The sequence below is a fragment of the Thalassobacillus pellis genome (assembly GCF_016908295.1).
Classification (GTDB): domain Bacteria; phylum Bacillota; class Bacilli; order Bacillales; family Halobacillaceae; genus Thalassobacillus; species Thalassobacillus pellis.
This window is the reverse complement of record NZ_JAFBDO010000003.1, coordinates 279453-296027: the sequence shown is the minus strand read 5'-3', so window position 1 is coordinate 296027 and position 16575 is coordinate 279453. Positions and strand designations below refer to the sequence as shown.

Here is a 16575-nt window from a genome sequence, read left to right as displayed (position 1 = left end):
TTTTCACTACGCCGAAAAACTTCTTTGCAAAATTTTATGCTTCCCTAATGTATAAAAAACCACCCAAAGGCCCTCCACTATCTGAAGGGCCTGAGATGGTTTCAATCAATGTCGATATACCTGGTAGGGCGGTTTGATTTTGGTGTGATAACTTTCAACAGACCGTCCTGGAAAGTCGCTTTTACATCTTTTTCATTAATAGCGTGCGGCAAAGTTACCGTCCGTTCTATATGTTCCTGTGATTGTTCATTGTGATAATTATTGTTCTTATCGTCTACCACTTCCGTCATCGTATTCTGTTTCACCGCAATTCGCATACGATTTCCCAGAAGCTCGATTTGAATTTGTTCCCGCTTGTATCCCGGCAATTCCGCTTCCACTACTACATGGGAGTCGGTTTCATACACCTCCACATGAAACATCTGTCGGTGGAGGATGTGGTGCAGCTGCTTAAAGGATTTGTCGAAATAACTGTCCACTGACCGCACGAAATCATAGAAGGTATCATCAAACAGCTTCGGGAATTTGTTTTTTTCCGAACTCATTGATATCTTCCCCCTTTTTTCTTTTATCTGCTATCAGCCTATGTCGCATGTATGAAAATGCTACGGACACTTCACCAGTTTTAATAAAAAGGATATGGTACATAACGTTGGTAAACATGAGGTGGAGTATGATAGGTGTGAGCAGGGCTCTGCTGGTTAGTGGAACAGCTTGGTCCGATATAGGTGGTTGGCTGTATTGGGGCTGTGGTTTGTTTCCATTGGGCTTCATCCATACAATACGTATGAGCCATAATACTCGCTGGTGTGAATTTTAATATGTCCGATCCCAATACTACTTCCGGTGTCGGTGCATCAAATATGGCGAGAAGGTGGGTATTGTCAGCATTTGCAATCTCGTAGTGCCACCATCCCTGAGGAACGTTAACGACCTGGCCCGGAGTGATGGAATAGTGGAGATATTGTTTTGTATTGGGGTTCAGCATGGAAATTGTCGCTGCTCCAGAAATTCCGTAAACGAGCTCTGCTGCATTCTGGTGATAATGTGGTTCAACGACATTTCCCTTACTTAAGTAAATATCAAGAAGCGAAGTATTTTGGAGTGTGTTTAACTGCTTAATACCGAGAATATTAATAAAGTTCTGGTTATCCTTTTTGAACAAAGTGCTATTATTCATATCAAATTTGAAATGAGCAGAAGGAGAAGTATAATCAATATCATTTGTCATTTAGTGTCAGCCCTTCCCATCATAAATTTGCAAAAAACCAGGCATTCACCTAGTCATCTTATGGGAAAAAGAAGAAAATGTGAAATTTAAACTTAGAAGGATTATCTAAACTTCAACTAAGTTTTTTTGAGCAGGTAAAGGATATAAACGAGTATGATAAAATTTGCGATAGTCAATATTTCTACAAAATCCCCGTCGCTCATAAATTCATCCAGCAAGCCTGAAGCAAACAGAAAAAAACTAATGAATAATATGATGGTGATATTAAACAGAACTTTCATTTCACAATTCCTTTCTAATATATACATATGTTAAAACCTTCTCTGCCAGTTCTACACTGTTCAGCAGGGTATCTTAAAGGATCGCTGTATTTCGTCCTATGTAGTTTTCAGCCTTCTTTCATGGCTGCGATGACGAATTACACTTTTCATCATCTGTTCTATGCTCTCCAAAAAAACTGTCCATTAACTTAAGAAATCGTTTACAATATAGATAACAATCTACAAGGAGGAATTTTAGATGAAAAATACGATAAAGCAAACCGTCCGAATATATAAGGGTGGTACTCCTGATTAACCTTTAACAGTGGTCCCCCTTATATGTGTTTAGCTTAACAACACAAAAGGGGTAACGTATGGATTTTCCAGTAAAAAAATTTCTTTCGTATTATAAACCGTATGTAAAAGTTTTTTCAGCGGTGTTGGCATGCGCTTTTGTTGTTTCAGCTTTGACCTTGGTGTTCCCGCTTTTAGTACGTTACGTGACTAAAGATGTACTGGAAGGAGATCTCTCAACGGCGATGTCCGATGTTTACTGGGTCGGCTTACTGATGATTATTTTAGTTGCTGTTCAAAACCTCGGAAACTATGTTGTCGATTATAAAGGCCATGAAATTGGGGCAAGGATGGAAAGTGATTTGAGAAGTGAACTGTTTGCTCATATGCAAAAACTTCCTTTCAGCTTTTATGACAAGGAAAAGACCGGGCAGCTCATGACCAGGATCACAAATGATCTGCTTCTGCTTTCCGAGTTGTATCATCATGGTCCGGAAGACTATATAAAATATTTCGTTCGTTTCATTGGAGCGTTCGTGATTCTGTTTTTCATCAACACTCCTTTGACTCTTGCCGTCTTCTGCTTTCTGCCTGTTCTTGGTTTCTTTTCACTGTATTTCAATAAAGTTTTGAATCGGGCACTAACGAACAATAAGGAGCGTATCGGGGATGTGAACGCTCAGGTAGAAGACAGCCTGGCAGGAATTCGGGTCGTCAAGTCCTTCGCTAACGAACCGCTGGAAATAAAGAAGTTCAACCACGAAAACGAACGTTTCCTGAAGAGCAGGAAAGAGACCTATAAAGCTGAAGCATACTTCTTTAACGGAACTCAAACCTTCATCCAGCTGATTACAGTCACTGTGGTCATTTATGGGGCGGCGCAGATAGTCCACGCAAAACTTGACCTGGCGGATTTAATCACCTTCCTGCTGTACATCGGGTTCATGATTGAACCTATGCAACGGATTACCCACATGAGTACGCAGTTTCAAGAAGGAGTTACCGGGTTTCAGCGCTTCATGGAAATTAAGAATATCAGACCTTCCATTGAAAATGGTCCGGAAGCAGTTGTGCTTGCATCCGTGCAGGGAAAGATCGAATTCCAAAATGTTTCCTTCTGCTATGAGGATTATCTCGGTGATGTTTTCAATCAATTATCCCTTCAAATAGAGCCAGGGGAGTACGTAGCCTTAGTCGGCACTTCCGGTGTGGGAAAAACGACGTTGAGTTCTCTTATCCCTCGTTTTTATGAAGTGACAGCAGGGAAAGTACTGTTGGATGGTGTGGACGTGCGCGATCTTGATTTACCATTTTTAAGGAACAGTATTGGTATTGTTCAACAGGACGTTTACCTCTTCTCGGGTACAGTAATAGAAAATATCCGGTATGGCAGACCAGAAGCAAGCGAGGAAGAAATCATCGAAGCAGCCAAACGTGCTAATGCACACGATTACATCATGAGTTTACCACATGGTTACCAGTCTGAGATTGGACAGCGGGGTGTCATGCTTTCCGGCGGTCAGAAACAGCGGCTCAGCATTGCACGTGTGTTTTTGAAAAATCCACCTATACTCATTCTTGATGAGGCTACCAGTGCCTTGGATAATGAGAGTGAACGTGCGGTCAAAGAATCACTTGAGTGTTTGGCAAAGGGACGCACAACCTTAGTTATAGCCCATCGCTTATCCACTATCCAAAATGCAGAACGAATAATCGTACTCACAGAGGATGGTATAACAGAACAAGGCGAACATAGTGAGTTACTTAAACAAAATGGTGTTTATGCAAAGTTATATTCCAAACAGTTTGAAGTTCAAGTTTAACCGGGATAGAATCGCCGAACAATGTTTCAACATTGTTCGGCTTTTTTTATTCACAAAATCAACGTCATCACCGTTTTCGCCATCGACCTACGTTTTTCACGAAACCGAGCGCTGACTAGTTTGACCCAGGGTTCGGAGAAATACATAAAAACTTCACTATTTCATCCGTACGGTTGAACCAATCATGCGGCACCGTTGAATCGAAATGGATGCAATCATGTGGATTCAATACGTGCTCCTCTTCTTCGATCAACACTGTCAGTTTTCCCTGGAGAACATACAGGAATTCTTGACCTTCATGAGTGATGGGCTTGCCATTATTATCGCCTGGATTCAGTGTGACCAGGATCGGTGTAAATAGCGGTTTTTCAAACTCACCAGATAAATCTTTATAAATGAAATTGCTGATGGGTGCCAATTTATCTTTTACCGTGTTCCGTTTTACCGCACTATTAGGCCCACTAGGGAAAAAGTGGCTGGGATTGACACCGAGCACTTCTGATATTTTTTTCAAGGATTCCAATGTAACCGAGGATTTCGAACGTTCCACCTGCGATAAAAAGCTGATAGACAAACCGGTCTTTTCTGAAACTTGCTTTAATGTAAGTCTATTCTGCTTTCGTAAATCTTTTATTTCCTTCCCAATCTTATCTTTCATTTTCTAACACCCTTACTTACTTTTTCTTTCTCCTCTAGGATACCGAAATGCATGTATTTTGTAACGTTCTCTTATAAAACCTTAAATTCCCTTGTAAATTTTTGCGAAATATTCTAAAATTTTAGTCAACGAAATTGAAGTGGTACTTCAATTTTATACTATCATAGAAGGAGGAACGCTTTTTCATACAAAAAAGGAGTGATTAAAAAATGAAATTTATTACCCAGCAGGAAATTGAATCCGCTTACTTGATGGAGGAATGCATTACAGATTTAAAAGAGGGCTTCCGGTTATATTCGGAAAAAAAGACCCATGCGCCTGTCCGGACTTCTTTGGATCATTCCCAGTCTGATGCTAATACCTTGTTTATGCCGTCGTACATCGAAGGGCTCGAATATGAAACTGTCAAGGTTGTCAGCATTTTCCCAAATAATCCTGAGGCAGGTCTTCCAACTTTACAAAGCATCATTTTATTAACAGAAACGATAAATGGGCAGCATCTGGCAACCTTTGCTGCCAGCGGATTGACAGTCATGCGTACAGGTGCCGGGTCTGGCGTCGCAACAGAATACCTTGCAAGAAAAGATGCCCGTATATTGGCGATTCTTGGATGCGGTGCCCAGTCCCGCGGACAGCTGCAAGCAGCTCTGGCGGTAAGACCTATTGAACGGGTCTTATTATGGAACCGGACTAAGGAAAAAGCACGAATCTTCAAAGAGGAAATCAGACGGATGGGTTTTCAGGGAGAAGTGATTATTACTGATTCAGCCAATGAAGCTGCTTCGGAAGCAGACATTTTATCCCTAAGTTCAAAATCACAGGAGGCGTTGTTCAATGCAAATGCGCTAAAAGCAGGCGTCCACATCAATGCCATTGGCTCTTATCGGCCGGATCTGAAGGAGTTTGGTGACGATACTCTGTCAAAAGTTGATCAGCTTTGGGTTGATACCTTGGAGGGTGTTCAGCATGAGGCAGGCGAGCTTATTCAGGCAGCAGAAAAAGGGACATGGAAATGGGACAGTGTCAATGGGGAAATCGCGGACCTTGTTACAGGTGAAAAAACCGGCAGAAATAATGAACACGAAATCACATTATATAAGTCGGTAGGTGTCGCCTATATGGACACCATTACTGCAGCAAAGGTTTATGAGAAATTGACCAATACGCATACAGGGAGGTAAATGATGGACAAAAAATTAAATCGAAAAGTGTTAATTGCAAGTCTCACAGGAAGTTCAATCGAATGGTTTGATTATTTCTTATATGGAACAGTAGCTTCCTTAGTCTTCAATGAATTGTTTTTTCCAAGTTTTGACCCAGTAATAGGATTGCTGTTGGCGTATGCATCCTTCTCCTTGACATTTTTTATCCGCCCACTCGGAGGTATTATATTTGCTCATATTGGTGATAAGATCGGACGGAAGAAAACCCTTGTACTGACATTATCCTTAATGGGAGGGGCAACCGTCCTGATTGGATTGCTTCCTACCTATGCACAGGTCGGAGTCTGGGCACCAATTTTACTGATTACCTTGAGGCTTATCCAGGGGCTCGGCCTTGGCGGCGAATGGGGTGGTGCCCTTTTGCTCGCAGTCGAATATGCTCCTGATAATAAAAAAGGATTCTTTGGGAGTATCCCGCAGATGGGCGTACCGATTGGGCTATTACTTGGAACGTTCGCCCTTACGATTATGAGCCTTCTCCCCGAAACAGCCTTTATGGCATGGGGTTGGCGTGTACCATTTATACTTAGTTCTGTTCTTGTATTCGTTGGCTTATGGATCCGGAAAGGTATCGATGAGACACCAGCTTTTCAGGAAGCGAAAAAGGCTGGCCAAGTTTCCAAGATGCCGTTGGTGGATACGTTCAAATATCACTGGCGTGAAGTTCTAATTGCCGTCGGCGCAAAAGTAGTAGAGACAGCACCATTTTATATCTTTGCAACATTCGTAGTCAGCTATGCGACAGATACACTTGGTTATGAACAAATCAACGTTCTGAATTCTGTCACTATCGCGACCCTTGTCACAGCTATTATGATTCCGATTATGGGAAGATTGTCTGATAAAATCGGCCGTAAACGTATTTACATCGCCGGAACAGTTGGAATGATCGTTTATGCTTATCCTTATTTTCTACTTTTACAAGTCGGAGAACCATGGGCGGTAATTGCAGCTACCACTATTGCCTTAGGAATCATCTGGCCGCCGATTACGGCAGTGCTCGGAACGATGTTTTCAGAAATTTTTTCGACAAAAGTCCGTTATACAGGAATATCGTTAGGTTACCAGATTGGTGCGGCACTAGCCGGAGGCACAGCGCCTTTGATTGCGACCTGGCTGTTAAGCCAATTCAACAATTCGTCATCGCCGATATCCATTTTCATTATATTGACAGGAATTATTTCTCTTATTGCAGTGAAATTCACAAAGGAATCAAAGCTAAATTCTACCATTGATCAGCATATAGAAAATAGAAAAACAATGTAAGAAGAAAGGAACTTTCTTTGGTGAGGAAGTTCCTTTCTTTTTGTACTCAACTATGAAACTTCAGATCAGCTATTTGTAAATCTGTTCTCGTCCCCTGATGAAAAAACAATTGCCACCTACCGTTACAGTGTTTCCATATCGAACTGCGAAGCGAGTTTATCCCAGAGGTTTTATTTTCAATATAATACGTAGTCAATACTACATCAGGTGCAAGGGAATGGATATCAAAATTATGCAGCTTCATTTCGTGAAGGGTAACCCCGCTCATAAGACACTCTTTCTTGCCAAACATTTTTCCTGAGCTTCCGATTTCAAAAAAATCATCCGCCAGAATTTTATCAAGCTTCTCGGGAGATTTACGAACCTCCAGCTTTAAATGGCTTTCTTCCAACTCTTTTATATGTCTATTCAAATCCATATCCATAAAATAAAACCTCCTTTTGATAAAATTATTACTGCTTTCATTTATGACGGCTTGATTATTTTTATTTATTACGAATCATTTTGCTGCTTGTTATTTTTATATACCTCCCAGGCTGCATTCAATAGAAAAAAGGAAAAAAAGATAACAGCTCCGATAGCAAGTGTCTTAAAAGCAAAGTCCAATATACCAAAAATCGCTTCAAACAAAACGAATTCAAAAGGATCGAAGTCCTTTAGGAAATTGAATACTGGAAACGATATGTAATAGAGTGACCATCCAGCAAGTACACCTAATAAGTATGTAAAATTTTTATGCATTTCCGTAACACCTTTTTTCCTTCTCAATTAATATTTCTTTTCCTCTAAGAGAGTGATAATTCTCTTATTTTGCTCTATCATCGTCTCGTTTTGTTTTCGTAATTTCGCAAAATCAAATAAGAATACTATTAAAATGATTATGACAAAAACAGCACCCAATTAGTACACCTCCTAATTATATTAGTTAACTGACTACTTAAAAGAAATATAAAAAAGCTGTTAAAAATACAGCAGAAAAGGTAACTTTCGGGATTACGTATTCTTTCTTTGATACTCCGGCTGCCTTTTCAAGAAACTTTATGTAATCAATTACAGCAATAAAACCGAACATGCTCAATACTTGCCCAGTAGAATCATGAGACACAGAAATATACCTCATCATAGACATACCGAACAGAAGCAGCCCAATATATCCAAATGTCATATGAAAATATCGAACTTTTTTATTCATTACTGCCGACTTCCTCCAATTCAAGCAAATCTATTAGTTCACACACTTTTCTAGCTCGCCTCCTTCCCCCACCAAAAACAAACACAAGTATCTAACTATCAACCAAGACCTGTTTATATTCCTTTTCTTCTTTTTGCTACGGTAGCATCGCTTCAATTATTTCAAAATCTTTACAAACACTCAACCTTTTCCAAAAGAAATAGACGCAGTTCCTTTACTGGAATTGCGCCTATTGTATTAAATAGGTCCACCGAATATTGCTATATTCTGGCGTTCAGGAGTGAATGCAGCCCAGTTCCACTTCAGTACGGTCAGCATATAACCAAGGGTGTCAGCATTGTATCTGCCTGCAACGCTTTGGTATCCTTCCAATTCATATGTCCCATCACGATTATAATCAATTGGATACAGACCTGAAAGTGGATTGACCCATCCGGATATCGGTTCCTTTAAGTTTCCTTTAGGGGTATATATTTCGGATAAATAATCTTTTCCCTTATAAGTCAGGTCAAGTACATATTTTTCCTTCAAACGCTCACTGATGACGGTGGCTTGATAATTATCATCGTAGTTCACTTTATAGTTATAGGCTTCATTAAAAGAATCAGAATCGAATATTTGCCTGAGCTGGCCATTCCTATCCGAGAAGATATAAGCATAGATAGAACCGCCGCTTCCCCCCGTATCAATGACCACCAAAATGTCATCCACTTTATTGCCGGTGAAATCACCAAGAAAAAGTGTCGGGTTATAACCCATGTTGTTTTTTAAAGGCAGCCGTTGGACTTGGTTGGTTTTCCCGTTTTGTACCTCTAGGTTGATATTCTGCCATAAAGGACTGTCAGATGTTTTCGTTGCGGTAAGAGTAACCTTGTCAATCGTATCATCACCATCAATATTTCCCCATTTTTCTGCTACGATGGATGGTCTGTTCTGATTCATTTGTCTGGAGAGCGTCGCTTGAAGTCCTCTCCTCATCTCTAACAGACTCTGCCGGGATGGGTAAGGATTCGCGAGCAGCATAGCGCTGTCCAGGGTATGCAAAGCATCCCTTGCTAACCCTGCCCTTGCCTGAGCCGAAGCCAGACAATACCAATAATAAGGGTGGTTCGTTTTCCTGGCTGCTGTAGAAAAATAATGGATTGCCTGACTTAAGTATGCGTCCATTTTCATCCCACCTGTCATAGATTCTATATTGAATTTATATGCACGAATGCATAGATTAAGCTCAAAAATCAAGATCATCTAAACTTTTCAGGCTCCAACCGTGCTTGCAAAGGTAGATAAATAAAAAAGCACCCATTATGAGGTGCTTTTTTCACTCCTATTCTTCTTCTATCTCCCAATCATGAATAAACGTAACACAGCCCTTTAGTGTTTGAGCGACTGGGCAGCTTTTTTCAAAAACCGCTAATGCCCGCTCAGCTTCCTTCCTTTTACCTTCCGGAATAATCAGCTTATAAAAACAGCGGATTTCTGTAATTTTCAATACCTTTTCCGGAGCTTCTATCACTCCTTCGAATTCACCTTGAAGCTTGTCTGGAAAAGTCGGTATGCCACGCGCCTCCAGCGCGCCAGATAATGTTCCAGTAAGTCAGCCGCCAGCAGCAGAAACAATGTGATCCAGTGTGGAAGGGTGTTCCTCTTCGGGTACAGCTTTATAAAAATCTTTAACTCCTCCATGGACCCCATAGTGCACTGGTTCTTCAAAATCTGCGATATAAGCTCTTCTGTTCGGCCTTTCTTCTTGAATAATTTTTATTTTGGAAATTTCAATTGGTTCACTCACACTTGTCCTCCTTCAGCCATTTATTACTTTAAGATTACCTCTTTAAAACAAATGGCAAACTTTTTTGCGAATATCCCTTCAGAATTGTTTTTACCGGTTAAGGAAACCTCCATTCTTAACATGTAATTTTGCAAAACAACCACATCTCGACAATTAAAGTAAAACTTTTATTGAGCTGGCATTAAAAAATATAGTCGAAAAAGCTCATAGTTGATTAACGGATTTATTATAACCTTTCCATGTGAAACAGAGGTTATTTTAAAAATTGGCGAATGCAGCCCTCTTCCTCCTTCCATTTTCCCTAGATCCTTTCTCCTACCTTTTCATTCCATTATTTACATTCATTTACACCTGTTTAAAAAAGATTTTTTATAATAGAACCTGCATTCAAGCTTGATGGAGAAAGGAGACATTTTTTATGACAAAGGAAAGATCCATGAATGATTTGTTCCAAAGATTTAATGAGGAAACCCTGAATAAGGATGTCGATCGACGCAGCTTCATCCAGGGTGCAGGAAAAATTGCCGGTATTTCCCTTGGTATGGTGATTGCCCAATCACTCGGCGGAGTACAAGCCGATGCGGAAGCTCGTTTTGATGCCTACCCTTTCACTTTAGGAGTTGCTTCTGGAGACCCGCTTCCAGATGGAGTTGTTTTATGGACAAGGCTTGCCACCGATCCGCTAAATGGTGGGGGCATGCAAGATAAAAACTATCCAGTTCAATGGGAAATTGCAAGGGACCAGGATTTTCGGGATATTGTCCAGCGTGGAAATGCAATTGCCAGCCCGGCGCTAGGGCACTCTGTGCATGTGGAAGTGGAAAATCTTGAACCTTCAACAGAATATTACTATCGTTTCAAAGCTGGAAATGACTTCAGCCCATCGGGAAAAACAAAGACACTTCCTGCCCACGGCTCCTCTGTTGCAAGCCTGAGTTTTGCTTTTGCCTCCTGCCAGCAATTTGAACACGGTTATTATACGGCTTACCGCCATATGGCAAAAGAAGACCTTGACCTTGTTTTCCATCTTGGAGATTACATTTATGAATACGGCCCGAACGAATACATTTCTCAGACAGGGAATGTCCGTACACATCGCGGTCCAGAAATTCGTTCTCTTGAGGATTATCGCAACCGTCATGCCCAATATAAAACTGATAAAGACCTGCAATCAGCACATGCTGCGTTTCCATGGGTAGTAACCTGGGATGATCATGAAGTAGAAAACAACTATGCGGATGAAATCCCTGAAAATGGTCAGTCTGTAGAGGAATTTGTCAAACGTCGTGTTGCTGCTTATCAGGCTTACTACGAACATATGCCATTGCGTCAGACTTCCATGCCTTACGGCGCAGACATGCAGTTATACCGCAGATTTTCGTACGGGAATCTCGCAAATTTCCATGTTCTCGATACTCGTCAATACCGCTCCAACCAGGCGAATGGAGACAAAAGCTCACCACAGACAGAGGAATCCCTTGATCCATCACGTACCCTGTTAGGTGACGAACAGGAAGAATGGCTGCTCCGACACTTAGATTCCTCTGATTCACATTGGAATGTTCTTGCTCAGCAAATATTCTTTGCTAAACGGAACTATGGGCCGAGTCCGGAAGATCCTTTGTACAGCATGGATGCCTGGGACGGTTACATACCAGCCCGTAATCGAATTATTGATTTTGTAAATCAGAAAAAATTAAATAACCTGGTTGTTTTGACTGGAGATGTCCATGCCAGCTGGGCTTCCAACCTTCTTGCTGACTTTGATGACTTGAAATCCAAAGTGTTCGGTGTAGAATTTGTCGGCACTTCTATTACCTCAGGGGGGAACGGTGCAGATAAACGAGCAGACACCGACCGAATTCTGAATCAGAATAAACATATTAAATTTTTCAACGACTATCGAGGGTATGTCCGCTGTCATGTCACTCCAACCGAGTGGAGAACCGATTATCGTGTGCTTCCATTCGTAACAAGCCCTGGGGCGGATATTTCCACTCGTGCTTCCTTCGTTTATGAAAAAGACCAGGCTGGTCTGAAAGAAGTTTCCGCTACCATCGTTCCTCAGGGAAAACAATTCTCAAACGAAGTGGAAATGGACCGTTATGAAGCACATGATCGCGCACACGAACGCCAAATGCAGAAAAAACATAAACAACTGAATTAACGGTGCCTCAAGAAGTTCTCTCCCCGGGAGAAACAGAAAATGGTAATTAACCTAAAATATGTTTCTCCCGGGGTGTTAGGAGGATTGTTATGGATGATAGGAAAATTCAGCTTGTCGGGCATTTGGAAGAATTGCGCAACCGGCTGATCATTACAGCTGTTGCATTTCTAATCTTTTTGATTGGTGGATTCATTTTTGTAAAGCCGATATATGCCTGGCTGATCAGGGATTTGGATACAAAACTTGCCGTGCTTGGGCCAAGTGACATTCTCTGGGTTTACCTGATGATTTCGGCGGTGATTGCACTTGCGGCTACAATACCGGTGGCAGCATTTCAAGTATGGCGGTTTGTAGCACCAGCGTTAAACAAAGAAGAACGAAAAGTGACGCTGCGTTTTATTCCAGCATTGTTCCTGCTTTTTCTAGTCGGATTGACATTCGGTTACATGCTGTTATTTCCATTTGTACTCGGGTTCCTGACTACTCTTTCAGAAGGTCAATTCGAAATGATGTTCACTGCTGACAAATACTTTCGCTTTATGCTCAGCCTGACTGTTCCATTCGGATTATTATTTGAGATGCCTCTTGTCGTACTTTTCTTAACAAGGCTCGGGATTTTGAATCCGGTTCGGCTGAAAAAAGCAAGAAAAGCTGCTTATTTTGCCTTGATAGTGGTTTCTGTACTGATCACCCCACCTGATATCATCTCCGATATCCTGGTGATTGTACCGCTGCTTGTCTTATATGAAATCAGTATCAGCCTGTCGAATGTCGTATATAAAAAACGTTTGAAGCAAAGTGAAACAGCCCCGCAATCCGTGGCTTGATTTATAACTAAACACTCTAAGGAGGGATTTAAATGGCTGAAAACAAGCATTTAAACCGCCGCGATTTTTTAAAGGTTGGCGGTATGAGTACAGCAGCAATTGCATTAGGGTCTACAGGACTCTTTTCCTTCAGTGACAGCAAAGCACTGGCTTCCCCGAAAAACTCCAAGCGTGCTTTTGGCGGGTATGGACCACTTGTGAAAGATCCTGGAGGAATCATGGATCTTCCCCGCGGGTTTCAATACCGGATCATTTCGGAAGAAGGCGGCAAGCTTTCTGATGGGAGGCCAGTACCTGCAAAGTTCGATGGTATGGCTGCATTTCCAGGGCCGAAAAATTCCACCGTACTCGTACGGAATCATGAATTGAGCGGGAATACGAAATACCCGGTGATTGGACGTAACCCTTACCAGAAGGAACATACCGGGGGAACTACAGCACTAGTAGTCGATAACAATCGGAAAGTATCCAAAGAATATGTTTCTTCTTCCGGAACCATTCGTAACTGTGCTGGCGGCGCAACACCATGGGGAACCTGGCTTACCTGTGAGGAAACACTCGAAGAAGGACACGGGTATGTCTTTGAAGTCGATCCTGCTGACCCGGAAAATAAAATTTCCGCAACACCAATCCGGGAAATGGGTGCTTTTTCCCACGAAGCAACAGCAGTTGATCCAGAAACAGGGATTGTTTATTTGACGGAAGATGCCGGTCCTAGCTACCTGTACCGCTTCCTTCCGAATGACCGTAGCCAGCGTGTCGGCGCACTTCAAAAAGGTGGTAAGCTTCAGGCTGCAGCCATGGAAGAAATGAGCAAAGACAGCATGAGTGATTTTTATACAGGTAAACAGTTCGGCATTATTTGGAAGGATGTTGATCCAGAAAAACCTACACTTGACGCCGGAAGGAAAAACTGTATCCAGTTCAGCAGGCTGGAAGGGGCGTATTTTGAAGGTGGCGTATTCTGGTTTGATGACACTTCTGCCGGTGACAAAAATAATGGACGCGTTTACCGTTATATTCCGGCGACCAACACACTGGAGCTTTTCTATGAATCTACCTCCTCCAATGATTTAGAGATGCCGGATAATATTTGTATCACCCCTTGGGGTGACCTCTGGATTGCAGAAGATGGTGGCGGAGTCGATCGTATCATCGGTATGACGCCAGAAGGTGAGACTTATCTATTCGCTGAAAACAAGCTCAATGATTCCGAACTCGCCGGACCGACCTTTTCACATCAGGGAGATACTTTCTTTGTAAACATCCAGACACCAGGCATCACCTTTGCTATCTGGGGTCCTTTTGCCAGAAAAAATGCCGGCCGCAGAAGACAAATGGGCCACGCTGCTCCACCAGAACAATATGCACCTAAGGTTTCGGAGAATATATCTATTTATGCGGAACTGCAAGGAATCTCTGAACTGGAAGTTGCTGCCTTTGAACGTCACGGAATGCCAATAAAGAAATAAACTTCAGGAGGTTGATAGAATGTTAACGAATATCGGAATTCCAGGTTTGATTCTTCTATTAGTTATTGCTTTGATTATTTTCGGGCCATCTAAACTGCCGGAAATCGGGAGGGCTGCTGGCAGTACTTTGAAAGAATTCAAATCCGCGACCAGTGATCTGGTTAGCGATGATACAGATAAAGAAGAGAAAAAGAAGCTGAAAGCAGTAGATAAATAACCAAACAACCACACCCCGGGAGAACCAGTTAATAGAATTTCCATTAACTGGTTCTCCCGGGGTGCTCTTTTTGTATTTCATAATATTGTAAAATAAAAGAAACACATCAGTAATGGGAATTCCCTTTGGTTCGTGAGATAATTGTTAATAAATAAATGACTCTGCGAACGGAATGATTTTCAATGTACCGAATCATCTGCCGACAAAATGAGAAAGAATCCGTTTTAAAAGCATCAAGCAGTCACTTTATGAAGGTTTTTGAGGAAAGAGAAGAAGCTGAACATATGGTCAAATTGCTTAAGATGCAGTCTCAACCCGATACTGAATGGTCCATCGAAAGAATCGAGCTAGTTAAATAAAGCATCCATAAAAGAAAAGCTGCAGTCTGGGTATAATACATGAAGCCCAGACTGCAGTTTTTTACCTGCCAAGAAAACTGAATACATATCCGCCAATCACACCCAGGATTACAATCATCCAGGCTGGTACTTTCCAGATATTAAGGAGTGCAAACAAGATGGCACCCAGTGCGAAATCGGATGCATCGAAAATCGAGCTTTTTATGACCGGATCATAGAAGGCAGCAAGCAGGATTCCGACCACACTTGCATTGACACCCATAAGTATTCCCTGAAAAGTAGCCTTCTGACGCAGTTCGTTTAAAAACGGCAATGCAGCTATAATCAACAAAAAGGAAGGCAGAAATATTCCTATTGTAGCAACTACAGCTCCACCAACTCCCTCGATCATCGTTCCTAAATAACTGGAGAATGTGAACAGCGGCCCTGGAACAGCCTGTGCCATTCCGTACCCTGCCAGGAATTCATCGAGAGTCAGCCACCCTTGGGGAACGACTTCCCGTTCAAGCATCGGTAAAACTACGTGTCCCCCGCCGAAAACCAGGGAGCCTACTCGGAAAAATACATCGAAAATATTGATGAAGATGTTGTCAGTGCTTCTTGCTATAATCGGCAACACGATCAGTGTAAATATAAGAATTCCAAGAGAGGCGAAACCCAGCTTTTTAGAGATACTCACATCGAGCGGCTGTACATTAGGTGTTGCTTTACTCCGAAAGGCTTTTAAACCAAATAGCCCTGCAGCAAGAATAATGATAATCTGCATCCAGGCGGATGGATACAATAACATAATCGTTGCGGCCACAATAGCAATGGCAAGACGCATCTTGTCCGGTGTAAGTTTTTTACCCAGACCGATTAAGGCATGAAGGACAACTGCCGCGGCAACCACTTTCAAGCTGTGAATGAAGCCTGCATCACCGAGGGTGAACGTCTGATAAAGCAAGGCAAAAATGACAAGCACTAATACAGACGGCAATGTAAATCCAAGCCAGGAAATAAGCCCTCCCAGCAATCCACCTCTCATCATTCCGATTGCAATGCCAACCTGACTGCTGGCTGGACCAGGCAGGAATTGACACAACGCAATGATATCGGCATAAGTTTTTTCATCCAGCCACTTTCTTCGATCGATATATTCGTCCTTGAAGTAGGCCAGATGGGCAACAAGCCCTCCAAATGAAGTGAGACCGAGTTTCGTGGAGGAGGCTAATATTTCTAAAAGTCTATTTGATTTCTTCACATCGTTCCCTCCCTGTTACTTGATTTCCTTGAATAGTTCATAGGCTTTCTCTCTCGCTTCCTCAAGGATGGTATCACCTTTGGTTGTAGTGCGGTAATATTTCCTGATCTTCCCGCTTACATTCACTTCTTCTTTTTCCAAAAGGCCGTCCACTTCCATATTGTGAAGAATCGGGTACAACGTTCCTGGACTGATATCATAGCCATGTTCATACAGTTCCTCGAGCATCCAGGAACCGTATATCGCCTCTTCTTTGGCATGGTGTAAAATATGGATTTGAATGAACCCTAGAAATAACTTTCTCAATACTTTATTATCCAAAAGCGGAACCTCCTTTTTCGATATCGGAATTCAATATCGATTTTCGATAATAAGTGTAAACCGCTTTTTCTGAAAATGCAACCTTGAACTCCGAAGAATTTTAAATTCCTAGCATGCCTGTTTTCATGGCTTACTCTTTTCTACCATTCCATGTATTTAAATAAATTTATTACAAATTTTTCACCTGAAGAGAATGACATGCTAAAAAATACCTTAGCTTGAAGAATCTTGTC

Annotated in this window: 18 protein-coding genes and 1 pseudogene; 7 read left to right on the top strand and 12 right to left on the bottom strand. The window is 41.8% G+C overall.

Annotated features, from left to right (window positions below):
- Window positions 1–101: 101 nt before the first annotated feature.
- The 3 genes from JOC33_RS11965 to JOC33_RS11955 all read right to left on the bottom strand — a co-directional run bounded on the left by JOC33_RS11965 (window position 102) and on the right by JOC33_RS11955 (window position 1512).
- Entirely contained in the window at window positions 102–545 is a 444-nt protein-coding gene (locus JOC33_RS11965; RefSeq protein WP_205092756.1) for an Hsp20/alpha crystallin family protein, read from the bottom strand.
- A gap of 80 nt (window positions 546–625) precedes the next feature.
- Window positions 626–1231 carry a cupin domain-containing protein gene (locus tag JOC33_RS11960; protein ID WP_205092755.1) on the bottom strand — a complete coding sequence of 202 codons (606 nt, stop codon included), beginning with the start codon at window positions 1229–1231 and terminating at the stop codon, window positions 626–628.
- 116 nt (window positions 1232–1347) lie between these two features.
- Window positions 1348–1512, bottom strand: coding sequence for a hypothetical protein (locus JOC33_RS11955; protein WP_205092754.1), 165 nt, complete (start codon window positions 1510–1512; stop codon window positions 1348–1350).
- A 353-nt stretch (window positions 1513–1865) separates the two neighbouring features.
- Here JOC33_RS11955 and JOC33_RS11950 point away from each other — a divergent pair, with 353 nt between their 5' ends.
- The gene (locus tag JOC33_RS11950) at window positions 1866–3608 is read left to right on the top strand and encodes an ABC transporter ATP-binding protein (protein ID WP_205092753.1); all 1743 of its coding nucleotides are present in this window, start codon (window positions 1866–1868) and stop codon (window positions 3606–3608) included.
- 115 nt (window positions 3609–3723) lie between these two features.
- Here JOC33_RS11950 and JOC33_RS11945 read toward each other — a convergent pair whose 3' ends face one another.
- On the bottom strand, window positions 3724–4266 hold the full coding sequence (locus JOC33_RS11945) for a helix-turn-helix domain-containing protein (protein ID WP_205092752.1): 543 nt from the start codon (window positions 4264–4266) through the stop codon (window positions 3724–3726).
- Window positions 4267–4475: 209 nt separating this feature from the next.
- On the opposite strand from JOC33_RS11945, the gene JOC33_RS11940 reads away from it, so the two are divergent.
- On the top strand, window positions 4476–5447 hold the full coding sequence (locus JOC33_RS11940) for an ornithine cyclodeaminase family protein (RefSeq protein WP_205092751.1): 972 nt from the start codon (window positions 4476–4478) through the stop codon (window positions 5445–5447).
- A 3-nt stretch (window positions 5448–5450) separates the two neighbouring features.
- Window positions 5451–6755 carry an MFS transporter gene (locus JOC33_RS11935; protein ID WP_205092750.1) on the top strand — a complete coding sequence of 435 codons (1305 nt, stop codon included), beginning with the start codon at window positions 5451–5453 and terminating at the stop codon, window positions 6753–6755.
- Between the two features lie 46 nt (window positions 6756–6801).
- Here the strand turns inward: JOC33_RS11935 and JOC33_RS11930 are convergent, their stop codons facing one another.
- From JOC33_RS11930 to JOC33_RS11905, 6 genes and pseudogenes are all read right to left on the bottom strand, one after another.
- Window positions 6802–7179, bottom strand: a complete 378-nt coding sequence (locus JOC33_RS11930; protein ID WP_205092749.1) for a nuclear transport factor 2 family protein — start codon at window positions 7177–7179, stop codon at window positions 6802–6804.
- 68 nt (window positions 7180–7247) lie between these two features.
- On the bottom strand, window positions 7248–7496 hold the full coding sequence (locus JOC33_RS11925) for a hypothetical protein (protein ID WP_205092748.1): 249 nt from the start codon (window positions 7494–7496) through the stop codon (window positions 7248–7250).
- 196 nt (window positions 7497–7692) lie between these two features.
- Window positions 7693–7947: a hypothetical protein gene (locus tag JOC33_RS11920; RefSeq protein ID WP_205092747.1), complete on the bottom strand. Its 255-nt coding sequence runs from the start codon at window positions 7945–7947 to the stop codon at window positions 7693–7695.
- Window positions 7948–8184: 237 nt separating this feature from the next.
- The gene (locus JOC33_RS11915; RefSeq protein WP_239534164.1) at window positions 8185–9114 is read right to left on the bottom strand and encodes a VCBS repeat-containing protein; all 930 of its coding nucleotides are present in this window, start codon (window positions 9112–9114) and stop codon (window positions 8185–8187) included.
- Between the two features lie 157 nt (window positions 9115–9271).
- Window positions 9272–9520, bottom strand: a pseudogene (locus tag JOC33_RS11910) (OsmC family protein); the annotation flags it as partial.
- A gap of 21 nt (window positions 9521–9541) precedes the next feature.
- Window positions 9542–9736 carry a hypothetical protein gene (locus JOC33_RS11905; protein ID WP_205092746.1) on the bottom strand — a complete coding sequence of 65 codons (195 nt, stop codon included), beginning with the start codon at window positions 9734–9736 and terminating at the stop codon, window positions 9542–9544.
- Between the two features lie 418 nt (window positions 9737–10154).
- Here JOC33_RS11905 and JOC33_RS11900 point away from each other — a divergent pair, with 418 nt between their 5' ends.
- The 4 genes from JOC33_RS11900 to tatA all read left to right on the top strand — a co-directional run bounded on the left by JOC33_RS11900 (window position 10155) and on the right by tatA (window position 14419).
- Complete coding sequence (locus tag JOC33_RS11900) at window positions 10155–11903, top strand: alkaline phosphatase D family protein (RefSeq protein ID WP_205092745.1); 1749 nt, start codon at window positions 10155–10157, stop codon at window positions 11901–11903.
- Window positions 11904–11992: 89 nt separating this feature from the next.
- A complete protein-coding gene (tatC, locus tag JOC33_RS11895) occupies window positions 11993–12730 on the top strand; it encodes a twin-arginine translocase subunit TatC (protein ID WP_205092744.1) in 738 nt (245 codons plus the stop codon).
- Between the two features lie 32 nt (window positions 12731–12762).
- Window positions 12763–14202 carry an alkaline phosphatase PhoX gene (locus tag JOC33_RS11890; protein WP_205092743.1) on the top strand — a complete coding sequence of 480 codons (1440 nt, stop codon included), beginning with the start codon at window positions 12763–12765 and terminating at the stop codon, window positions 14200–14202.
- Between the two features lie 19 nt (window positions 14203–14221).
- Window positions 14222–14419, top strand: coding sequence for a twin-arginine translocase TatA/TatE family subunit (tatA, locus tag JOC33_RS11885; RefSeq protein WP_205092742.1), 198 nt, complete (start codon window positions 14222–14224; stop codon window positions 14417–14419).
- A 420-nt stretch (window positions 14420–14839) separates the two neighbouring features.
- Here the strand turns inward: tatA and chrA are convergent, their stop codons facing one another.
- Complete coding sequence (chrA, locus tag JOC33_RS11880; RefSeq protein WP_205092741.1) at window positions 14840–16021, bottom strand: chromate efflux transporter; 1182 nt, start codon at window positions 16019–16021, stop codon at window positions 14840–14842.
- Between the two features lie 15 nt (window positions 16022–16036).
- Window positions 16037–16342: a PadR family transcriptional regulator gene (locus JOC33_RS11875; RefSeq protein WP_205092740.1), complete on the bottom strand. Its 306-nt coding sequence runs from the start codon at window positions 16340–16342 to the stop codon at window positions 16037–16039.
- Between the last annotated feature and the right edge of the window lie 233 nt (window positions 16343–16575).

Bases quoted from the DNA above. Each gene is read 5' to 3' on its own strand.
- JOC33_RS11940 (WP_205092751.1), top strand. From the start codon at position 4,476: ATGAAATTTATTACCCAGCAGGAAATTGAATCCGCTTACTTGATGGAG.
- JOC33_RS11920 (WP_205092747.1), bottom strand. From the start codon at position 7,947: ATGAATAAAAAAGTTCGATATTTTCATATGACATTTGGATATATTGGG.
- JOC33_RS11950 (WP_205092753.1), top strand. From the start codon at position 1,866: ATGGATTTTCCAGTAAAAAAATTTCTTTCGTATTATAAACCGTATGTA.
- JOC33_RS11930 (WP_205092749.1), bottom strand. From the start codon at position 7,179: ATGGATATGGATTTGAATAGACATATAAAAGAGTTGGAAGAAAGCCAT.
- tatA (WP_205092742.1), top strand. From the start codon at position 14,222: ATGTTAACGAATATCGGAATTCCAGGTTTGATTCTTCTATTAGTTATT.
- JOC33_RS11935 (WP_205092750.1), top strand. From the start codon at position 5,451: ATGGACAAAAAATTAAATCGAAAAGTGTTAATTGCAAGTCTCACAGGA.
- JOC33_RS11960 (WP_205092755.1), bottom strand. From the start codon at position 1,231: ATGACAAATGATATTGATTATACTTCTCCTTCTGCTCATTTCAAATTT.
- JOC33_RS11915 (WP_239534164.1), bottom strand. From the start codon at position 9,114: ATGGACGCATACTTAAGTCAGGCAATCCATTATTTTTCTACAGCAGCC.
- JOC33_RS11900 (WP_205092745.1), top strand. From the start codon at position 10,155: ATGACAAAGGAAAGATCCATGAATGATTTGTTCCAAAGATTTAATGAG.
- JOC33_RS11955 (WP_205092754.1), bottom strand. From the start codon at position 1,512: ATGAAAGTTCTGTTTAATATCACCATCATATTATTCATTAGTTTTTTT.
- JOC33_RS11965 (WP_205092756.1), bottom strand. From the start codon at position 545: ATGAGTTCGGAAAAAAACAAATTCCCGAAGCTGTTTGATGATACCTTC.
- JOC33_RS11925 (WP_205092748.1), bottom strand. From the start codon at position 7,496: ATGCATAAAAATTTTACATACTTATTAGGTGTACTTGCTGGATGGTCA.
- JOC33_RS11945 (WP_205092752.1), bottom strand. From the start codon at position 4,266: ATGAAAGATAAGATTGGGAAGGAAATAAAAGATTTACGAAAGCAGAAT.
- tatC (WP_205092744.1), top strand. From the start codon at position 11,993: ATGGATGATAGGAAAATTCAGCTTGTCGGGCATTTGGAAGAATTGCGC.
- JOC33_RS11890 (WP_205092743.1), top strand. From the start codon at position 12,763: ATGGCTGAAAACAAGCATTTAAACCGCCGCGATTTTTTAAAGGTTGGC.